General features: G+C 61.5%; 20 protein-coding genes and 1 pseudogene. 7 read left to right on the top strand and 14 right to left on the bottom strand.

The annotated features are described in order from the left end of the window. Positions 1 to 303 precede the first annotated feature (303 nt). Together P3T25_RS28385 and P3T25_RS28380 are read right to left on the bottom strand one after the other, a co-directional pair. Positions 304 to 840: pseudogene (locus tag P3T25_RS28385) on the bottom strand (MotA/TolQ/ExbB proton channel family protein); the annotation flags it as partial. A 71-nt stretch (positions 841 to 911) separates the two neighbouring features. Next, positions 912 to 2,156, bottom strand: a complete 1,245-nt coding sequence (locus tag P3T25_RS28380; protein ID WP_429360101.1) for a Crp/Fnr family transcriptional regulator — start codon at positions 2,154 to 2,156, stop codon at positions 912 to 914. A 787-nt stretch (positions 2,157 to 2,943) separates the two neighbouring features. On the opposite strand from P3T25_RS28380, the gene P3T25_RS28375 reads away from it, so the two are divergent. Next, on the top strand, positions 2,944 to 3,675 hold the full coding sequence (locus P3T25_RS28375; protein ID WP_429360099.1) for an IS6 family transposase: 732 nt from the start codon (positions 2,944 to 2,946) through the stop codon (positions 3,673 to 3,675). Positions 3,676 to 3,740: 65 nt separating this feature from the next. Here P3T25_RS28375 and P3T25_RS28370 read toward each other — a convergent pair whose 3' ends face one another. Both P3T25_RS28370 and P3T25_RS28365 read right to left on the bottom strand, forming a co-directional pair. Further along, entirely contained in the window at positions 3,741 to 4,052 is a 312-nt protein-coding gene (locus P3T25_RS28370) for a DUF4148 domain-containing protein (protein WP_429360097.1), read from the bottom strand. Positions 4,053 to 4,163: 111 nt separating this feature from the next. After that, positions 4,164 to 4,610, bottom strand: a complete 447-nt coding sequence (locus P3T25_RS28365; RefSeq protein WP_429360095.1) for an SET domain-containing protein — start codon at positions 4,608 to 4,610, stop codon at positions 4,164 to 4,166. Positions 4,611 to 4,780: 170 nt separating this feature from the next. On the opposite strand from P3T25_RS28365, the gene P3T25_RS28360 reads away from it, so the two are divergent. The 6 genes from P3T25_RS28360 to P3T25_RS28335 all read left to right on the top strand — a co-directional run bounded on the left by P3T25_RS28360 (position 4,781) and on the right by P3T25_RS28335 (position 10,289). After that, positions 4,781 to 5,065, top strand: coding sequence for an H-NS family nucleoid-associated regulatory protein (locus tag P3T25_RS28360; RefSeq protein ID WP_429360093.1), 285 nt, complete (start codon positions 4,781 to 4,783; stop codon positions 5,063 to 5,065). Continuing rightward, positions 5,062 to 5,640 (top strand): nucleoside 2-deoxyribosyltransferase, encoded by a 579-nt coding sequence (locus P3T25_RS28355; protein ID WP_429360091.1) that lies wholly within the window; start codon positions 5,062 to 5,064, stop codon positions 5,638 to 5,640. Before P3T25_RS28360 ends, P3T25_RS28355 begins: the two co-directional genes overlap by 4 nt. Before the next feature lie 31 nt (positions 5,641 to 5,671). Then, positions 5,672 to 6,592 carry a tyrosine-type recombinase/integrase gene (locus P3T25_RS28350; RefSeq protein WP_429360089.1) on the top strand — a complete coding sequence of 307 codons (921 nt, stop codon included), beginning with the start codon at positions 5,672 to 5,674 and terminating at the stop codon, positions 6,590 to 6,592. A 74-nt stretch (positions 6,593 to 6,666) separates the two neighbouring features. Next, a complete protein-coding gene (locus P3T25_RS28345) occupies positions 6,667 to 7,134 on the top strand; it encodes a hypothetical protein (RefSeq protein ID WP_429360088.1) in 468 nt (155 codons plus the stop codon). Between the two features lie 155 nt (positions 7,135 to 7,289). Then, positions 7,290 to 8,771 carry a 3'-5' exonuclease gene (locus P3T25_RS28340; RefSeq protein WP_429360087.1) on the top strand — a complete coding sequence of 494 codons (1,482 nt, stop codon included), beginning with the start codon at positions 7,290 to 7,292 and terminating at the stop codon, positions 8,769 to 8,771. Positions 8,772 to 9,101: 330 nt separating this feature from the next. Next, positions 9,102 to 10,289 (top strand): DUF746 domain-containing protein, encoded by a 1,188-nt coding sequence (locus P3T25_RS28335; RefSeq protein WP_429360086.1) that lies wholly within the window; start codon positions 9,102 to 9,104, stop codon positions 10,287 to 10,289. 124 nt (positions 10,290 to 10,413) lie between these two features. Here P3T25_RS28335 and P3T25_RS28330 read toward each other — a convergent pair whose 3' ends face one another. From P3T25_RS28330 to P3T25_RS28285, 10 genes are all read right to left on the bottom strand, one after another. Continuing rightward, a complete protein-coding gene (locus tag P3T25_RS28330) occupies positions 10,414 to 10,797 on the bottom strand; it encodes a hypothetical protein (RefSeq protein ID WP_429360085.1) in 384 nt (127 codons plus the stop codon). A 134-nt stretch (positions 10,798 to 10,931) separates the two neighbouring features. After that, complete coding sequence (locus tag P3T25_RS28325; protein ID WP_429360084.1) at positions 10,932 to 11,126, bottom strand: hypothetical protein; 195 nt, start codon at positions 11,124 to 11,126, stop codon at positions 10,932 to 10,934. Positions 11,127 to 11,420: 294 nt separating this feature from the next. After that, positions 11,421 to 11,606, bottom strand: a complete 186-nt coding sequence (locus tag P3T25_RS28320) for a hypothetical protein (protein ID WP_429360083.1) — start codon at positions 11,604 to 11,606, stop codon at positions 11,421 to 11,423. 81 nt (positions 11,607 to 11,687) lie between these two features. Then, on the bottom strand, positions 11,688 to 14,009 hold the full coding sequence (locus P3T25_RS28315; RefSeq protein ID WP_429360082.1) for an SMC family ATPase: 2,322 nt from the start codon (positions 14,007 to 14,009) through the stop codon (positions 11,688 to 11,690). Then, complete coding sequence (locus P3T25_RS28310) at positions 13,997 to 14,599, bottom strand: hypothetical protein (protein WP_429360081.1); 603 nt, start codon at positions 14,597 to 14,599, stop codon at positions 13,997 to 13,999. The genes P3T25_RS28315 and P3T25_RS28310 overlap by 13 nt, the downstream gene beginning before the upstream one ends. A 212-nt stretch (positions 14,600 to 14,811) precedes the next feature. Then, complete coding sequence (locus P3T25_RS28305) at positions 14,812 to 16,200, bottom strand: metallophosphoesterase family protein (protein WP_429360080.1); 1,389 nt, start codon at positions 16,198 to 16,200, stop codon at positions 14,812 to 14,814. An 80-nt stretch (positions 16,201 to 16,280) separates the two neighbouring features. Beyond that, positions 16,281 to 16,583, bottom strand: a complete 303-nt coding sequence (locus P3T25_RS28300; protein WP_429360079.1) for a hypothetical protein — start codon at positions 16,581 to 16,583, stop codon at positions 16,281 to 16,283. A gap of 100 nt (positions 16,584 to 16,683) precedes the next feature. Beyond that, positions 16,684 to 16,929, bottom strand: coding sequence for a hypothetical protein (locus P3T25_RS28295; RefSeq protein ID WP_429360078.1), 246 nt, complete (start codon positions 16,927 to 16,929; stop codon positions 16,684 to 16,686). A 165-nt stretch (positions 16,930 to 17,094) separates the two neighbouring features. Further along, positions 17,095 to 18,537 (bottom strand): hypothetical protein, encoded by a 1,443-nt coding sequence (locus P3T25_RS28290; protein WP_429360077.1) that lies wholly within the window; start codon positions 18,535 to 18,537, stop codon positions 17,095 to 17,097. Then, a complete protein-coding gene (locus P3T25_RS28285) occupies positions 18,534 to 18,800 on the bottom strand; it encodes a DUF7696 family protein (protein ID WP_429360076.1) in 267 nt (88 codons plus the stop codon). The genes P3T25_RS28290 and P3T25_RS28285 overlap by 4 nt, the downstream gene beginning before the upstream one ends. Positions 18,801 to 19,056: the final 256 nt, after the last annotated feature.

The raw sequence follows: 19,056 nt of genomic DNA, 5'->3' as shown, positions 1-19,056 counted from the left end.
GCGGCTTGAACGCATCGAGGTTCCGGCGCGTGCACCAAATCGGACTGTGCCGGTCGCGCGCAAGCACTCTGTCGAGTGACCGCTTTTGTGACGATTTCTGGCATCACAACTTGTGCGTTGGCTGGCCGCACCTGGCCGCACCTGGTCCGACAGCGACGTGGACGGGATCGTCGCGCGCAGTATTTATGCGGATGGCATAAGTCGACTCTTCTCGGCCGCTCCTGCCCTTGTCCACCGAATGGCTCGTCGTGAATGTACAGCGGCCGTTCGTCAGCCGCGCTTGTCGGGAGGCTCCCTAACTTGCCCGAGTTGCGCCGGCTCGAGCATATGGCCGGTGACCTGAATCAGGCCGAGCACCGCCCCCAGGATGCCGAAGGTCGGCGCATAGCCACCGGCCTGCTGCCAGATCCGCGCGGCCGCCATGTGATTGCGCTCATAGGCATCCAGCTCCCGTTGCAGGGCGTCTTCGAGCACGGCGGTCGACACACCGTTGGCCAGCAGCTCCAGGCCTCGTTTGGCAAACGGGTTAATCCCGGCCGCCTCGATCGACTCGAACACGAGCGTGCCGTTCACCTTAGCCTGATCGCCCCACTCGAGCAGGACCGACAAGCTTTGCCGGTCGACCTGCCGCGCTTTCACAAACGCGAGTCGCAGTTGCTTCATGCCGTCATAAAACCTCGCCCACGTGTTCTGGATCATCACCGCGCCGAAGGTGCCACCCAATACGATGACGAACGCCTCCCACTGAAACAGCGAGGTGAAGTGACCACCCTCGAGCGAAAATCCGGCCACGATAGCCGTCACGCCGAACAGGGCGCCAAATAGCGTCAAAAGATCCATACATCCTCTCGAACGGCCACCCTAGTCATCGGAGCGGACCTGAACACGGCCCGTTGTCCGACCACCAGGTGTCAGGCATTCACATTGGAAAGCGGCGCAGCATTGGCTGCCGGGGATTTGATCGCGCGCACGGTCTCGATGAATCGCTCCTCGATCTCGGCGATCTCGAGCGGATCGATCTTGATTTCACGCCGCATGACCCACGACACCTCTTTCTTGCGCGCCTCGGTCATCACCGAGAACAAGCGATCGGAGACCGGTTCGCCGGTCACGGCGGCGAGCAATTTCGCGAGGTCATAGGTGTCGAAAGCGCTCACGGCTTCGAACAAGGTTCGCTGGTCGACAAACTCCAGATCGTCCAGCGACTTCAGCTCGCTTGCGCCACGGGCATTGCGACGGGAAAAATACGTGATGCCCTTTTCCTCGACGTAATTCAACACCTTGGTCTTGCGAAACGCGAAGATGTCTTCGGCGATTTCCGCATGCGAGAGTTTGTTGAGAATCAGATTCTTCTCGACGCCGATCAGGGCTTCCAGGTCGGCCAGCTCGATCAGTTCCAGTTCGCTGTTGATCGACACGTCGAGATCGTGGTCCGCCACCTGCTGAGCCCGCTCCGTGATCCGCACGGGATCGAAAGTCACGAGCTGCCGGCCGGCTACGCCGTCCTGCGCCGAATAGCGCGCTGACAGCGTGCTCAGGCGATCGGAGCGGCCCGGTTCGAGCGTGACGAGGTTGAGTTTTTCCATGCGCTTGAGCATCGCCATCACATGCGGACGGGAATGACCAGCAATCGCATGACACTTCTTGATGACTTCGGGCAGGGGCACCGAGCACTCCTCCCCTTGAGCGCGGCGCGCGCGTCCATCCACCCGGTCTGCGCTTTCAATACCCGCCATCAGCGACAGAACATGCGCGTAGGAGAGAACCCCTGGCAGAAAATCAGCATGCGTATTGGTGGCGAGGACGTCGTCCTTCTTCTTCACGCGTCGAATCATGGTGCGCACGATATGGCGCAGCAGCGGCGACACGCGTTCGAGTTCTTCTTCCACGACGCTTGCCGCGATCACGGTCAACTGGCAGAAGCTAATCGCTTTCGCGGTGTGCGCGCGCGGTTCGGCCGGCAACAAGGACGCTTCGCCAAAAAACTCGCCCTTTCCGAGCGTGGCGAGAATGACCTTTTTTTCGTCGCATTGAGTGGAGATTTCGACTTTGCCGTCTGCGATCACGTAGATGACGGCGTCGCCTGCGAAGCCTTCTGCATAGATGACTTCGCCCGGAGCCGCGGCGCGCGACCATGGCGATCGTTGGTGATTCAAGATTCGTTCCCCCGAAGAGCTATTGCCTCGCGCATCCCGCGTCTTCATGAGGCGCGGGTATGTGCGATGGTCCTGACTTATTCGACTGGATAACGACATGCAATACGTAAAGCTTTAGCACGCACAATCATCAGACGGGGCGGCGAAAATCAGACGTAACGGCGCAAACGCATGGCAGTCCTTTAGCCTATGTGTCAGATGAAACATTTGGAGGTCGGACAGGAAGCCGCTCCATGGAATTCGGTGCCGACACACGTTTCGAACGACATGGTGTTACTGGCTTGATGACAGCTCGACTTAGAAGCTGTTGCGAAATTACCCATACCGTCAAGCAGGAAGTCCGGTTTACCGACAAACGTCTTGGCCGACCGGACGAAATCATTGTCGCCCCCACCAAAGCACATTCCTAAGCGATCGGCGGAGAGGCTCATTTTCGCCCGTCACAACCCAGGCGTCCTTCGAGATACTGCGTACGCCCGTCAAACACCGGATTCGCGTTCACTCCATGACTCCGCGCAATCTCCGCTACCGAACGTAGCGCAGCACAAAACCGCCCTCACCAACGTGGTCCAAACGGGTAACGCACTGTGCCACTTTCGGCCAAGACAGGATGGTTCGCGCCTTGAATCTGCAAATCACCAGTTTCCCTACACTTCACAGCGCCAGGCACCTAGATAAGCAGAAGCTAGCCAAGCATTGAAGGATCATCTCCGCTTTAGCAAATGAGCTGTCGTTGTACTTCCATGGGCATTGGCACGTTGACGGGATGTTTGGGTAACATGATGTGATGACGAAAATGAAATCGCTTTATCACGGCCACCGGTTCCCGGCAGCAGTCATCAGCTATGCGGTACGGTGGTACTTTCGCTTTCAGATCAGCCTGCGCGACATTGAGGAGTTGCTGTTCGAGCGCGGCGTAACGGTCAGCTACGAGACGATTCGCCGCTGGTGCGGGAAATTCGGCGCGGGCTTTGCCCATCGGGTGAAAGCGGCGCGACGCAAGCCGGGTAGCACGTGGCACCTCGATGAGATGTTCGTCACCCTTCGTGGTGAACCGTACCTGCTGTGGCGTGCAGTCGATGAGCACGGCGCCGAACTCGACATCCTGCTGCAGAAGCGGCGCGACAAGGCCGCCGCCAGACGCTTCTTCAGACATGTGCTGCGCTCCAGCCCGGTGCCACACAAGATCGTCACCGATCAGCTACGCAGCTATCCGGCGGCGAAGGCAGATATCCCCGAGCTGGCCAGCGTGAAACACGTGTTCGTCAAGGCTGCCGCCCGTGTCAACAATCGCGCAGAGAACAGTCATCAGCCCACGCGGGAGCGCGAGCGGCGCATGCGAGGCTTTCGCGACCCGAAGCACACGCAGGCCTTCCTGTCGAGCTTCGGTCCGATCCGGCAGCACTTCGCACTGAAACGACATCTGCTGCGCGCGTCTCTTTACCGCAAACACCTCGCGGCCCAGTTCGTCGCATGGCGTGAACTGACCCATGTCACCCAAATTCCGTCCGCTTTCTGAGCAACGACCACTCTCCGGCATATTTGTCCCTCCAATACTCCAACGTGACAACACCCCGCGGCTTCTTAGCCAGGCCGAGGCTGCTGACACTCCGTCTGGAACCAATAATCGACCAGGCGCTGCGCCGATTGCAGATCGTCTGGGTAGTAGGGGTCGTCATACCATGGTGATGGGTCGTAGCCCGCTTTTCTGAGGGCGGCCAGCTCGCTTTGGTGCTGCGCCATTGTCGGGGGCGCATTTGTCTTTAGCGCTGCCAGGTCACGGCACTCAGTCGGACTTAGGTGCGGGCCGGCATACGGCATGCCGCCGGCCACGCAACCGGCAAGCAGCAATGCCAAAGCGGAAAGTGCCGCGCAAGCGGTCTGCGGTCTGCGCATAAGACGTCTCCCTGCTGGACCAGCCAAACGGCGATAGCACGCGTCCGAGGCTGGTCTCTTGCCCAAGTCATTTATCCGGCGGGCAAGACTCCGGCGCGCTTGAGCGGCACGCTACTTGCCGCGGCTGCCAACGAGCATGGTTCTACGGCATTCTGGGGCGCCGCACCGGCAGGCATATAGCGCTCGCATTGCCGCTGAAACCCGGCCCTCTGTCGTGAGTCCGTACGCGATGAACAGCTCTGCACCGGGCCTGATGTCGGCGACTGCCTGGATGTAAACCCGGCCATCCGATTCGACGGCCTCGCAGTTCGCGGCACAGGCATGGTTCAGCCAGCGCGCGCTATTGCCGCCGAGCGATCCGTCGATGACCCGTCCATCCGAAAGTCCAAAGAGGAACGTATGGCCCTCTTCGCCTAGTCTGCGATGGCGGCCCACTGCGCGTTTCCAGCTCATGACCGTGCCGGTGTACTCGAGGATGAACTCGCCGGCGCGCAGAGGTCGCAGCGCTAAAACACCGCGACCGTGGACGCTGGAGCGGCGAACAGAGATTCTTCTCATCGTTGGGTTGATCGTGTGTGAGGAACGTCGGATAGTCGCCGGCGACGGTTCAGTGAAATGGGGGCGGCAAGGATTCGCTTGTCTTCCGGGACTGTAGCGGTAGACCGGCGCTTGACATGGCAACGCACCTGGTAGAATCGCCCCGTTATCTTCAAAAGGTTTAAATACTAATGGCACGATACAACGAGCTGCTCGCACAAAAAAGAGAACTTGACAGGCGCATTGAAGAGGCCCGGCGCGTGGAGGCCGCGGCCGCACTTGAGAAGGTTCGCGACGCAGTCGCAGAGTTCGGCTTCTCGCCTGAGGACGTTTTTGGCCAGCGCCGCAAGAACGCTGGCCGGGTGGTCGCCGCGAAGTACCGCAACCCCACGACGGGCGAAACATGGAGCGGCCGAGGGCGTGCGCCGCAATGGCTCAGGGGCGAGGACCGCGAAAACTTCCGCATCACCGAATGACACCGCGCAACGCAGCGGGCAGGAAGCGCATCTACCTTGCAGGTTTCGACGTTTTTCGGGTCGACGCAGTGGAATACGGCCGGAGCCTGCAGCGCCTTTGTGCCGACCGCGGATTCGAGGGCGTCTATCCGCTCGACACGGTCGTGCCGACCGATCTTTCGCCTGCCGATAAGGCCACCTGGATCTACCGCTCCAACCTCGGCGCGATCCGCCGCGCGGATATAGTGATGGCCAACGTGGCGGACTTCCGCGGCGCCGGAGAGCCGGATAGCGGCACAGCCTTTGAGATCGGGTTCGCTGCCGCGCTGGGAAAGCCGGTTTGGGGTTATCGCGCCGATCTGAGCACGTTGCGTGAGCGTGTGCCCTGCAAGCCGTTCGCAGACGTCTGCGAACGGGGCTATTTGGTGGAGGATTTTGGACTCTGCGTGAACCTGATGCTCGCGTGCGCGGCGCGGATCGTTCAGGGCGGTCCTCTCGGATGCCTGCGGGCGATCGCGGATGCTTACAGCGTGGGAACGCCCCCCTCTTCCTGCAGACAGGATGGCGAATCGGAGATTCGCCTGGTGGAGGGATGACGCCAATTCAGTATATAAGGTGCTGCACTTTATGAACGAGTTGCATCTCTGGGTGACCGAACCACTCACTGCCTATATGCAATGGCAGTCAGGCGAAGCGGCCGGCGCAGATCGCCGCCGCTTCTCGCCACGCTCCGTCGTGCAGCACCGGGCCATGTTCGACCGTTTCCTCCGACATCTGGTCACGCGCGGTGTCGCCCTCGCGACGTTCGGTCCTGAGCACCTGGAATCATTTTTCAACGACGTCGACAACCGCTGTGCACCCGGCACCACCACGCGGCTGCGCTACATCAACCTGATCGTGCGGCTCTGTCGCCATCTGGTCGACGTCGGCCTGCGTGAGAGCAACCCGGCGGCAGCCTTCGCGCTGTCGGCCGCGTGGCCGGAGGACGAGCCAGAGCCGCTGTTTCTCGATCCAGTCGCAGACCTTGCCTTGCAGGCGTACGTCCAGCCTGAAGCCGGCGATGATGCCCGCCTGTGCCGCAATCGCGCGGTTGTCGCGCTGCTGCTCGGCGCGGGCATCACCGCAGCCGAACTTCGGGGCGGGCGCTGGCGCGATATCGTTCTCGATGGGATACGACCGCAGGTACGGGTCCCAAAGCGAGGCGTGCGCCTCGAGCGCACGGTCGCCCTGCCCGCGTTCTCCACGCCCCCACTAGGGGCCTGGCAGCGGCTTCATACGCCGTTAGATGGTGCGCTGGTATTCCCCGCGCCGCGTACCGACGACAAGCCGATCAACGATGTGCTCCTCGGTGCGATCGTACGGGACGCGCTCGACGCGATCGGGTTCGTCGCGCCGGATATGAGCCCGCGGGTGCTGCGCAACACCTTCGCGCGTCGTCTGCTCGCGGCCGGTCGAACCAACGAAGATACAAGCAGGCTGCTCGGCCTCGCCAGTCAGCGTACGGTCACCCGCCTTCGCGCGACCATCACCGGATTGCACGTGACTTGACTTTGCGTATTGCTGCGTAGCCTGGGTTATGCCGATCCAACCGGAGCGGCGTAACCTTTCCTGCGGAGTGTTGCATGCCCCACCAGACACCTTTCATGGACATGGCCTATCCCGATGAAGCGGGGCAGCCATGCGCCCTTCAGTTCCGTATCGCTCTTACCGCAACGGCGGAGCGTCTGGCCGTGGTCCATCTTCGTCACGGTAACGCCGAATACCAGAGCCCGATGGAGTCTTCGATTCTCCGGGACCAGCTTCTCAATCGGATCCTCGATGTCCAGGTGCGCGGCGTGCCGGTGAACGCAATCCGGCTCGTCGTTGAGAGCGGGGGAAAGTCGTCCCTGTTTCCAATCGACTTTGACGTGGGCGACTACATCAAACGCGGCAATCCGTACGAGGCCACTCACGTGACCACCGGGCGTGGACTGTTCCGGGAACGTGTTGCCATCCGGTCCGAGTCCGTCGTCGCCGGGCGCACTCGCGTACAAACCAGCCACGCCGAACCGCTGGCTCTTCCGAAGGACATTGCTGGCGCTTTGCGCTGAGGCGTACCGTAGCGCGGGCCAGCAGCTCGAAAGGAGGTACTGTTCCCGCGTCTTTTCCCTCCGGCGAAGCGTGCGCGGTCTGACAGAATGCCTGTATCCCTCAGCAACTGCGACGCAAGCGTCACAGCCGTTTCATACTCCCCATCCGAGACGTCATGACAGCATTGAAGCCGACCGCCGAGCAGCTCGACACACTCGAGACGGTCGCCTCCGGCGCGACGGTAAAAGTGAAAGCGTACGCCGGCGCGGGGAAGACCTCTACCCTTCGAATGATTGCCGAACGGTTCAGCACGAAACGCGGCCAGTACCTTGCTTTCAATCGTGAGATTGCGGCAGAAGCAAAGCGGAAGTTTCCGCGCAACGTCGCGTGTCAGACGGTGCATTCGGTTGCATTTCGCGCCACCGACAAGGCGCTCACGGCACGCCTGAATCTCCCCAAGGAACCGCCTCACATGCTCGCGAGCAGGTACGGGCTCGGGCCTGTGCGCGTTCCGACAGTGATTGGCAAAAACATCGAGCTATCCGTTTTCCAGGTCGGCCGGCTGGTTGCCGACGGCGCCGCGCGCTTCTGCCGGTCCGCTCAGGACGAGCCCGAGTCGTGGCACATCCCCGTCAACGAGATGATCACCGAACAGGCCGCCGACGAGTTGCGCGCGATGCTGTTGCCCTTCGTGGTGCGCCACTGGACCGAGAGCATCGACCCGCATGGGAAGACGGCTATCACGCCCGACACGTATCTGAAAACGTGGGAGCGCTCGCGTCCGCAGATCAGCGCGGATTTCATTCTGTTCGATGAGGCCCAGGACAGCGACGGTTTGATGCTCTCTGTCCTGCGACGGCAGGAGCACGCGCAGATCATCTATGTGGGGGACCCCTACCAGCAGATCTACGAGTGGCGCGGCGCGGTCAATGCAATGGAATACATCAAGGCCCGCGAGTGCGCCTTAACGGAGTCGTTCCGCTTCGGGCCTCACTTCGCCGCGCTTGCATCACGCGTTCTGAGCCTTCTCGGAGAAAGCGTGCCCCTTCGCGGCCAGGCCAATGTCACGTCGACGTTCTTCGAAGAGTATGACCCTACCCGAACCTTCGACGCGATCCTGTGCCGCAAGAACGTGACCGTCATCGGGACGCTGGCAAATGGCCTGCAAAGCGGGCATAAGGTTGCGGTGCGTGCGAACATCGAAGAGATTCTGGCATTCGCCGACGGCGCTGACCGCCTGATGCGGGGACAACGCACTTTCAGCCCGGCAACCCTCGCGCTATTTGAAACATGGCGTGACGTTCAGGAATACGCGGCGAGTTACGCAGGTCGCGACCTCCTGCCGATCGTTCAGATCATCGATCGGCAAGGCACCGCATACCTGCGGGACCTTCTGTCTCGCGTGTCGCCGGAAGCCGAGGCAGACTATGTCGTTTCAACGATTCACCGGGCGAAAGGTCTTGAATGGAACCGGGTGAAGGTCTGTGGCGATTTTCGCTTCAAGACAGAAGATGACGGCCGCACCACGATGACCGATGAAGAAAAGCGCCTCCTTTATGTGGGGTTGACGCGGGCCAGACATGAAATGGATGTCTCAGAACTGCGCAACGACCTCCTCAAGGTCTTTCGCGACTTTGGCACACTACAACGGGGGTAATGAAATTCCGATCGTCGCCCTTCTTCCGCATTAAAATCGACGCCTGTCTCAATGGCCAGATATGTGATGGCAAGCACAAGCAGACTGAAGGAGCGGCCAACCCGGGCGGAAGCGGTCTCCGTATTCACCGCCGCCGTATTTGATGCAAGCGACCCGCTGACGCGAGGGAAGAACCGGGAGTACGGCGATAGCGAAAATCCCTCCCTCACGGCTTTCGTCGGCACGCTATGGGCGGAACTACACTCGATCGACGCGACTCCCGTGCCGCCGTGCCCGCATTGCATGGGGGCACGCGGCCGCTTTCATCAGCGGGCGAATGAGTATCATCGGATGCCCTATTTCCGCTGCATCGACTGTCGGCGCTTATATACACGACTGACGGGAAGCCCGGTCGCCCGACTGCGGTTCGTCGGGAAGATGCCCGAGTTCTTCCGGCTGTTGTCCCAGCCCGTGCCACTCGAGGAGGTGTCGCGCCGACTGGGCGTCGAGTACGGCGCCATCTCTAACTGGCTGATGCGCTGCCGCCAACTCATCGCACTGCACGACCCCGACCTCCATTGGACAGCGCTGGTCAGACTCGGCCTGAAATACCGGCCGCACGGTGCGTGTCCGAAATGCGGTCATGAGGGGCAGTTGAACAACGGCGGGTTCACCGCTGACAACCGGCGACAGGCGAAGTGTCCAGCGTGCGGCTATCTCTGGCCGCTCAGTCTAAGCCGTGCCGCAGGCGCCGTCCCGGTTATCGTGGCCGACGATCTCGCGCTCAACGCAGCTGAGCGCCGTCGACGCGCTGGACTCGAGGCGCCGGACCTGCCGCGCGTCCGGCTCGGCTCGGTCAGGACCGAACCGCGCACGCAACCAGTCTTTCTGTCGGCGCCGGATCTTTTGCCCCCGGACGCGGGACGCTTCGATTTTGGCGGGCCGCTGCGTCACAACAGTCTCCTGCCGCGCAAACACGTCGAGGACGAAGAACTGACGCGCTTCCTGAAAGGCCACGTCGATAAGGTCCTCTCAGACAGTGTGGAACCCCCGCCCTGCCCCCATTGCGGCAGCCGCAGCACGCGACTTGCCTGTGCGAAGCGCGCAGGCTCGCATTTGCCCCAGTTCCAGTGCCACGCCTGTGTGCGTCTATATTCGCGGGCGACACGCACACCGCTGGCCAACATGTTGCGCAAAGACATCCTGTACGGGATCCTTCCGTTGCTTTCCCAACATCTGCCGCTCACCCATGCCGCGGATAAGCTCGGGACGCAGCCGGAGATCGTGAAGGCGTGGGTCAGGCGGTTTCGCGAGTGGTTGCTGGTACTGGACCCAGCAGGTGATTTCGAACGGCGCGTGCGACTCGGTCTTAAGGCGCCGCGGCCGGTCCTGGACTGCCCGCACTGTCGCCGACAGGTCGAGGCGAGACCACACGGGTTCAAGAGAACCAGGAAGCTGAGCGCGGCGGAACTGAAGCGGCGACTTTTCCGCTGCACTGAATGCAACGGCTTCTTTGACGTTAGCATCGACGCCATCTGAAGCGCGCCAGTGCCTGCCTCCCGGACGGAGCCCCGCTCCCGTTTGGCAGGCTACGTTCTGAGGCGAAAAAAAACCCGTCGGTTCCAGAGGAACCCACGGGCTGATCGACGGATTATGGTGTGCGTCAGGAAGATTCCGCGACACGGATATGCTTCAGCCACGCGGCCCCTGACGGAAGCCGCCTGACGAGCGCAAGGACTCTCGCGTCGTCCACGCTCCGCGCGTCAACAAACGTGTCGTTAAGAATGGCCGCCTGGAGGTAAAAGAGAAAAGCGAGCGCGCCGGCGCCATGTTCTTCCGCTACCGAACCGAGCGTCTCGACCTCATCGAGAAGTTCGCGAACGAAGGACGACGACTGGCTGGCGCGCTGCATCGTAACGATCGCGGCCATCGCGAGATCCGCAGCCCTGCCCGGATCGTTGTCCGGCATGTCGCTCGCTGCGATCGCTCGGGACTCGACGAGACAGCGGATGACGTCATCAAAAAAATCAGTGCAAGAGTAAGACATTGGCCTGCTCCACAAGAGACGTGCCGGCAAGCCACCCCTTTCCGGGGCGTGCCCCGGCGGGTGAATAAAAATACTACGGCGGTTGTATTGCGTCCGGTCGGGCCACGACGTGGCTCGACAGATGCGTAGTTCGGTTATCCGCGCAGGCGCCCCACAGCGACGTCGGCGAACCGAAGACGCCCCTCGAATGGCGACGGACTCGTGCGAGACGCACGTGTCGCAGCGCCTGTCGTGCCAGACAATGCGGCCGCTGACTGCTGTTCCCACAACAGACATGCGACTGCAAGCAATCCGCCCAGCGCCGCCGCGGTTGTTATCTGCTTTTTCATGAAGAGTCTCCATTCGAAAGGCCCCAACGCTCTTTCGAGGTTGAGGCCTTGCGGATCAGGAACAGGTTTTCGGATGCGCGACCGGGAATACCAGGACGCGACCATCGTTGCAGAGAATGAAGTCTCCCGGCTCGCCTCGCGGCTGCTGGATGACAATCGTCGATACGTGCCTTGACGGCCCAGGCTGAGCCTGTGGTTCAATCGTGCAGGCGCACAGCGATGAACTGCCTGCTGCAATGAGCAGCATCAGAAGGTTGTTCATAGAAGATCACTCAAAAGGAACAGGAGAGCCGCTTACGCGGCCCGGGATTCGAGAGGGATGCTGGCGTGATGCGTTATCCACTTGCCGTCGACGCGAATGTCACGCATGAGCGTTCCGTTCAGGACGTAGGTGTGGACAACGCCCGCGCGCGGCGTGGAGGGACGGACCGAAACCGTGACGGCTTCGGTTCGTGCATACTGGTCGTACTTCTTTTTCATGGCGTTCCTCGTTCGAAAAAAATCGAGGGAACGCCCCTGTGGGGATCGCTCCCCACAGGGTTAAAGAGAAAAAACAGACGCTCAGGCCGCAAGCGCCTCGACATCGATCACTGCATCGGCTTCGGCAACAAGCTCGGGCGTGTGCGAGATGAAAAACTCCCGCTCATATCCACCCAGGCGCAGCACCTCGCGCTTCATGCGCAGGAACTGCAGCTTGCGGCGCGTATCCAGCGGACCATCAGACTCGTCGGTGAACAGGGTCTGATACGGCTGGCCAGCGTTACTCGCCAGATACAGCGCGATGCCACGCGTCAGACATTCGTTGATCCAGACCTTCTGGCCGCCCGACATCACCGTGACCGCCTTGGTGCTATCGATATCGGCGTCGTGCACGAGGATTTCAAATCCCTCGCGCAGTTCGCCACTGGCCAGCGCCCGTTGAGTCCGGATCTCGACCGTGAAGCGCATGCCGTAGCAGGCAAGCAACAGGTCGTTCACCATCTTCGTGAGTGCGGGGCCCGCGTCGTCGATCGTCAGTGCGATAAGGCCTTCGTTGCCCAGCCCCTTCGCGAGCAGCTTCCAGCTGGCGATCTCATCAGAGAGGCGGTCCGCACGCGACTGCGTCGCGTCGAATCCCGCAAGCTCTTTTGCGACTGCCTGCCGCTCGACTTCACGCGTTGCCTGCGAGCGGATCAGTGATTCAATCCGCGCGTCTTCACCGGTGATGCCTTCGCGACATTGCGTCAGCTGCCTGTCCAGTTCAGCAATGGCGGCCGTCACGTCCTCCACGCCGAGGCGAGCAACTTCTGCATCGAGCTCCTGTGCCTGCGTGGAGAGGCTCGCCTGCTGAGCCTGCCGCCGTTCGCGTACAGCCTTCGCCTCGCCGTCCACAGCAGCCAGTTCTTCACTGGCCTTGCGAACGCCTTCGGTTGCCGCATCGAGCAAAGGCTTGCGCGCCGCAAGATCGACTGCCGTCTGCAGATCACGGCGTGTGGCCGTGATATGGTCGGACAGCGTTTTCAGCTCGGCGCGCCGCGTGGCAAGCTGCTGCACTTCGGGTGTGAGGCGATCGACCGCTTCCCGACTCGCGCGAAACGCCACGCGGAGGTTGTTGAGCGAAATGCGCTGCTCCGGAACCTTCGCATCCGCTTCACGCGCCTGGGCAAGCAGGGGGCACGTGTTGTGCATCGCGTGACCCGCACAGGGAACGGCAGCAATGACGCTTGCCTGCTGTTCCAGAGACCGGAGCAACGAGGCCTTCGACTCACCTTCGGACGTGAGCCCGTTGATGCGTGAACTCGCCGCGGTCAGCTCCAGCTGCTTCGCCTCAAGTACTGCGATCGCCTGCTGCAGCGGCTCGACACCGGCCTCCAGGGTCAGCAGGCGCGCCTGTGCGGCATCGCGCGCGTGAGCGGCCCCAAGGATCGCGTCTCGCTGCACAATCACCGCGTTGTGACCGGCAATCGCGCTACGCAACGCCGACAGTCGCTGCTCGAAGCGGCGATCATCAGCCGCCCCGTCGTTTGCAAGTGTCTGCAGCGACGCAGCGATCTGACTGCGTCGCGAGGCCAGTTCCCTCAATCGGGCCTGTGCGCTTGCGTTTGCAGTCTGTTTCGCCAACAGCGCAGCGCGTTGATCAGTCAGCGCGACCGTCCGGGTATTCAGCGTCTCCCGGCTCTGGCGAGCCACGGCGACTGACTGGATATCCGACGCGATGGCCTGATCAATCTGCGCGGCGCGATCGCGCTTTGCACCCAACGCAACAAGCTGCTGGTGAGTGGCATCCAGCGCGCGGCCGAGAATCTTCACGACGTCGCCAGCTTTCGCCGACAGCGTACGCAGGTGGTCAATATGCAGAAGCTCCGCAAGCAACGCCTTGATCTCGCTCGCGCCATAGGACGCAAGCGGTCGCCGGTTCTGCGCGGAGAACACGCTGGTGAAGAAAGCTTCCAGCGAGCCACACACTGATTCGACGCACAGATCATAGGTATCGGCCTTGCCGTCGGACACCGTACCGTCGGCCGTCTGCATCGGCTCCCATTGTCCGGCCGCATTACGCCATGCCAGGAAATACTCGGCCTTGCCAGTTTTTCCCGGCTTGCGAAACGCGAACGACGACCGGTAACGCACGCCCCCATGTTCCCATTCGAACTCCTTGAGCGCATGCGTGCCGCAGACGTGGTCCCAATAGGAAAAACCGTCGACAGACAGCTTGGATGCGTGCGACGGCATGATCCTGTACGGATGCAGGTTGTCCATGAGCGTGGATTTCCCTGCGCCGTTGGGGCCCGTTAATGCGATGAGGCCTGTGGGCAGCGACTCCAGATCGAGCGTAACGCTCTCGCGCTTCATCCCGTCCCGGACACCGATAAAACCGTTAAGGGTAAGTTTCAGTGGGCGCATGAGGCTACCTCCGGATGGGGTGCATCGAAGAGGTAGTCGGACGGAAGCCACGGCACATCATCGTCGTTGGCGTACATCGTGCCGACGACAGGATCTGCCGCGGAACGCGACGCGGCCGCCGCTGCCGCTGCAGCCGCTTTTTCAGCGGCCAGCTGCTCGGCGGCCAACCGCTCCGCCGCCTTCGCTTCAAGCGCGCCTGCAACAGCTTCTTCAACGAGACTGCATGCGTGCGAGTAATCAGCGCTCGCCTGGCGCAGCAGCGCATCCCAGTTGTCACACCCGGTCAGCGCACGGAGCTCGCGAGAGCCCCACTGGCTGGCAAAGCCGGTCTCGAATGACCACAGAAGGTTTTGCATCTGCACGTCGGGCACCAGCGCAAGATCTGCGCAGGCCGCATCGACGCGCTCGGCGAGAAGCAGAAAACGGCCCTTCTGCGCGATTACCGCACCGCGGCTCTCGCCGAAGGGTTGATGGAAAATGCCGGCGCTAAATCCAGCGTGGACCGTGAGGACCTTCTGGATGTCGCGAGGTGCTCGTGATGCCGAGAAATGCCGGACCCATTTTGCGCCGGCGGGATAAAGACCAAACATGAGGACACTCCGGATAAAAAATCGGCGGAGTGCATCCCTGGAGGGATGATTCCCCGCCAGGGTTAAAAGAAAGAATGGATGCAGCGAACTGCGATCGATGCGTCAGTGACGCGGGTAAATCTCGTTCCGGTAACACGCTGGCAGCGTGCTACCGGAACACGACTCGTGTCCCGCGCGGGAGCGCCATCCAGGCCGCTCCCGCTACATGGCGGCTAGGCCGCGAAAAGATCATCATTGAGCCAGTCCAGCGTTGAGGGCTGTGCGCCCGCATGCGTCAAGGACGTCCCCGCAACTGCCGCCGATTCCACAGCGACGGCGGCCGCAGGATGCGACAGCACCACTGCAAGGGATGGCAGATCCGCACGATTTTCCGGCTGTGAGTCGATGCGCGCCAGAACGCCGGCTGCAATCGCGTCCACATCGCCCGAGACGAGCAGCTGCAAACGCTCCTGCAGCGGCCTCGCATCGACGCTCGCCAGTTCGGCCCACCGCGCGAGCTTGCCCTCGACAGTCGTCTCGAGACTGATGCCCTCTGCACGGCTGCGCACGACAGGCAAAATCCGCGATTCGACCTTGAGGCCCGCGGCGCCAGCAAACAGCGCCTTGATCGCTTCACGACCCACGCCCTGACGATGCTCCTCGTCGACCTGCCAGCGCACGCGCACGAACTTGTCAGTGGCATCGGCGGCGATTTCAGCGAGACGTTCCATATCGGGCGGCCCATCGAAATCGACGCAGACCATCTGCCGCGAGGGGGTCGCGACAAGCGTTGCCGTCGCCATCCCCGGCTGCACCTCCCACGAGAGATAGCCCTTCTCACCCTCTTCGCCGTAGTGAAACCGGCCGATCGATCCGGGGTAAGCTACGAGTCGGCCTTCACGCGCCCACTGCTGTGCCTTGTGAATGTGGCCGAGCATGAACCCGTCGCATTCGGCCTCAAATAGCGCCGTGAGCGAAAATTCATGGTCGAAACTCGCCATCGTGACGCCGTGTTCGGTCGTACAACCGTTCACGGTGCCGTGTGACACGCCAAACGTCGGAATGCCAGCCTCGCGCAGCCTGAGGTTCACGCGGCCGGCCGCAGCAAGATACGAGGCCAGCACTTCGCCCAGATCCGTCGCGGCCGCCAGCGCACCTACGGTCGCGGCGAGCTGCCCCTTGTTGACGGTGGGCAGGCAGGTGAAGACCGCCTGCGGCGGCACCGCGAGCAGATCCGACAACTCCGCCGGCGAAAAGACAGGACCGTGCGAGCGATGGAAGTGTCCGTCGGCCAGTGCGACCTGACAAACGGTGTCCGCGACGAACACCGGATGCACGCTGCCCATCAGCGCGAAGTTATCGAGCGTGCCGGGTGGCTCGTGCGAGAACGTCCCCTGGAGCATGAGCACGGGTGTCACTTCGGCCAGACGGTGAACCTGTCGGGCGAGTGCGTTCAGCGCGGGCGAGTGTGCGTCGAGCCGGTGGTCCGTCGAGTCGCCCGAAATGACCGCGACGTCGACGCGCTGTTCGAGAGCGTTGCCTACTGCATAAGAAAAGCATCGATCGGACTCGGCCAGGTTATCGGGCGAGTAATGCAGGTCAGAAAAATGTGCGATCTTCACGAACGCCTCCTGAAGAAAAAAGAGGCCACCCATGGGCAGCCTCGATCAGTGATCACCGCAACGCGGCGCATAAAAAGACATCAGATGAACGGCAGCAGATCGCGAAGCCAGTCATCGGGTGGCAGGGTCTGTACCCACGTGTCGTAGGCTCCGTTGTCGTAGGCATCCGCAAGCTTCGTATTGTGCGAAAAGCGAGGGGTATTGAAATGCACACCGTAGTCGCTGCGACCAAGTCGATAGGGCTGTCCGGTGGCCCAGTTGCGGCACGCAGTGCCGGCCCTTTCGCTCAGCATCCCAACAACAGCGGCGAAGGACCAGACGACCCTGATTTTCCAGCCGTACGAGAATGCGCTTTCGCGCTCCGTTGCTAATGCTCGATTCATATGGGTTTGCTCCATCGGAATAAGTTAAGTGGGCTGTATGGCAACGCAGCACTCGCGAAGCCAGGACACCGGACGGGCAGAAATCTCCGTTCCAGCGACGCTACAAGCTCGCGATAGTTGCTTCCTCGATATCGGTGCCGGGCAGCGGTGCGTCAGGGTCGAGCAATACAGCAAGACAGGCCGGGACATCGATGCTTCCGTCGTCCGCAGTCAGCGCGTTCAGCGCGTCATCCCTGCTCATTAGAGACCCTGGTTCCGTCGCATGACGAAGGGCCGCGTCGAACAGTGAGCGTGAATCGGACACGCGTAGGTCTATCGAAACGCGAAACAGGCGTGTATCGGACATGATTGCTCCGTTTTCAGAATATGGCCGCCGAAGCGGGCTTGTTCGATGCGCAAGTGCGCGGTCGAAACCATTTGAGCAAACACCGGCTTGCTGAAATGTTCTCGGTATCGAAACGGGAAGGAACCAGCCCCGAAGGGCTGGCAAGGATTGAAATAACGTCAGGTATCAGTCGAGAAAGGTCGGCTGTCTTGCCGCGACAATCTCCCGATCGAACGCTTCACGGTCGGTCAGTGCCTGTGTGAGTCGCTCGTTCATCTGATCGACGTCGTGCTCGCGATCGGTCCAGCCGCGCCCATACCTGGTATGCGCGTAGATGCGGAAGTCCTGTTTGCGATCATCCGCGGACAGGCCGAGCCGTTGAAGCAGGTCCGACATACGGTCACGCTTGTCTTCGATCGTTTCCGGAGCCTCTGCCGTCGCTGGCTGCGCCGAGAGAACGTGTTGCAACAGCGGACCGGTGGCAGACGAAGCGCCTGTCACCGCCGGGAACGCCCCGGATGAGTCTGTCGCCGCTACCGCGCTCGGGCCAGCTTCGTTCTTACCGGAACTATCGCCCGTTGCTGTATCGGCGGACGCATCCATCGCGGCGCCTCCAGCTACCGCGGTATCGATCGCTGCATCGACATCGCCACCGAGGCGCACGACATTGCCACCTGCTTCGATCAGCGCTACGGCCCGACTCGCGGTCTCCAGCGCCGATGGAGCGTCGTCCGCTGCGTCGAGCAGCGCACCGATATCGATGTCGGCATCGAGCACGGTGAGCATCTGACTGGTGCGCACCGCCTCGCCGTTCTCGTTGATACGCGTGATGTCGAACTCACGCTTGGTGATCCAGAAACGCGTGCCTGTCAGTTTGCCCCGTGCAAGCTGCACGGTCTGCATCGCCGAATAGGCCTTCTGGAGGACGTAGATCGAGTTCGTCGGCAATTCAATCAGCCCAAGCCCCTTGATGTCTGGAACCGCGAACACGAAGCTCGCCGACAGATTGCAGTGTCGCGCCTGATACTGGGGACATTGCTCGGGATCGCAGATGCCGTCCGGAATTGCTTCATCCTGGCGACGGATGACGGTGCGCCCGCCAAAGTGCCGCACAGCGCGCTGCGCACGCGGATCGCGCTCGATCTTTGCGTACGTCATGCAGTAGCGGATCCCATCGCGCTCGTACTGGGAGAAGAACTTGCGACCATTTGTGCCGTATACGGTCATCTGGTTGGGCAGGTTCTGCATCCAGTCATTGAACGCGAACAGCACCGGAAACCGGTAGAGCTTCACACCGTCGCCGCGATCCTCACCGTACAGTCGAAGGATCTCGTCAGCCACGTCCGGATTGTTGAAGTCCGAGCGCCGGCAGGTGAAATACGGCGTGTTCTTTGGCACAAGTGCGTTCTTGATGTTGCACTTCGACTCGATCACCTGGGCGATCGCGTCGAACGGTTGGCCCTGGGCGACCATCTCGTTGTAGATGCCGATGGCCTGCGCGTTGCTGCGGGCCTTTGACGTGAGCACCTTGATGCCGGGGCGGATATGACCAATAACGGGCGGGCGCAATGCCCGTTCCTCAACGACGCTGCGTGCAGGGCCGTTAAGCAGGTTGACGACAGCGTTCATGAAGGTTTCCTCGCAAGAAAAAAGATTGCCGTGGTGCGCAGCTCGCTGGCCGACTGCTCCAGTTGGTGCGCCGCCGCCTCTCCGCGGCGTTCGGCTACATGTGAAAGAAAAATGCGGCGCTCGGGATCGCTAAACGCAGCGACCTTCGCAACCTCGCAGCGGTGCCGCCATGCCGGCGACGCCGTATCAACGGATGCGCGCTCCTCCTCGATCGTGTGACTGATCGTTTCGGCAATTCGCAGATCCAGACGGTCGGGAAGCAATGAAGACCTCCTGTGGAGACAGAAAACAACGGACGAAAAAAAACGCGTCCCTCGGTGTGAGGAACGCGTCTTTGGGATTCGATGAAAAATGACCTGAGCGCCACAACCCTTCCGGGGTCGTGGCGCTCAGGGAGCCGAGGGCTCATATACGAGGACGTAAGTCGTCCTCGCGCAGCATGGTCACGCTGCGCAACAGCCCATTTTCGGAGAGAAACATTCCGCCGCAGGATCACGGTTCAGTCCACTTCGATCGTTC

The sequence above is a fragment of the Paraburkholderia sp. GAS32 genome (genome assembly GCF_050434225.1).
GTDB lineage: Bacteria > Pseudomonadota > Gammaproteobacteria > Burkholderiales > Burkholderiaceae > Paraburkholderia > Paraburkholderia madseniana.
This window is presented reverse-complemented; position numbering and strand designations above follow the sequence as displayed.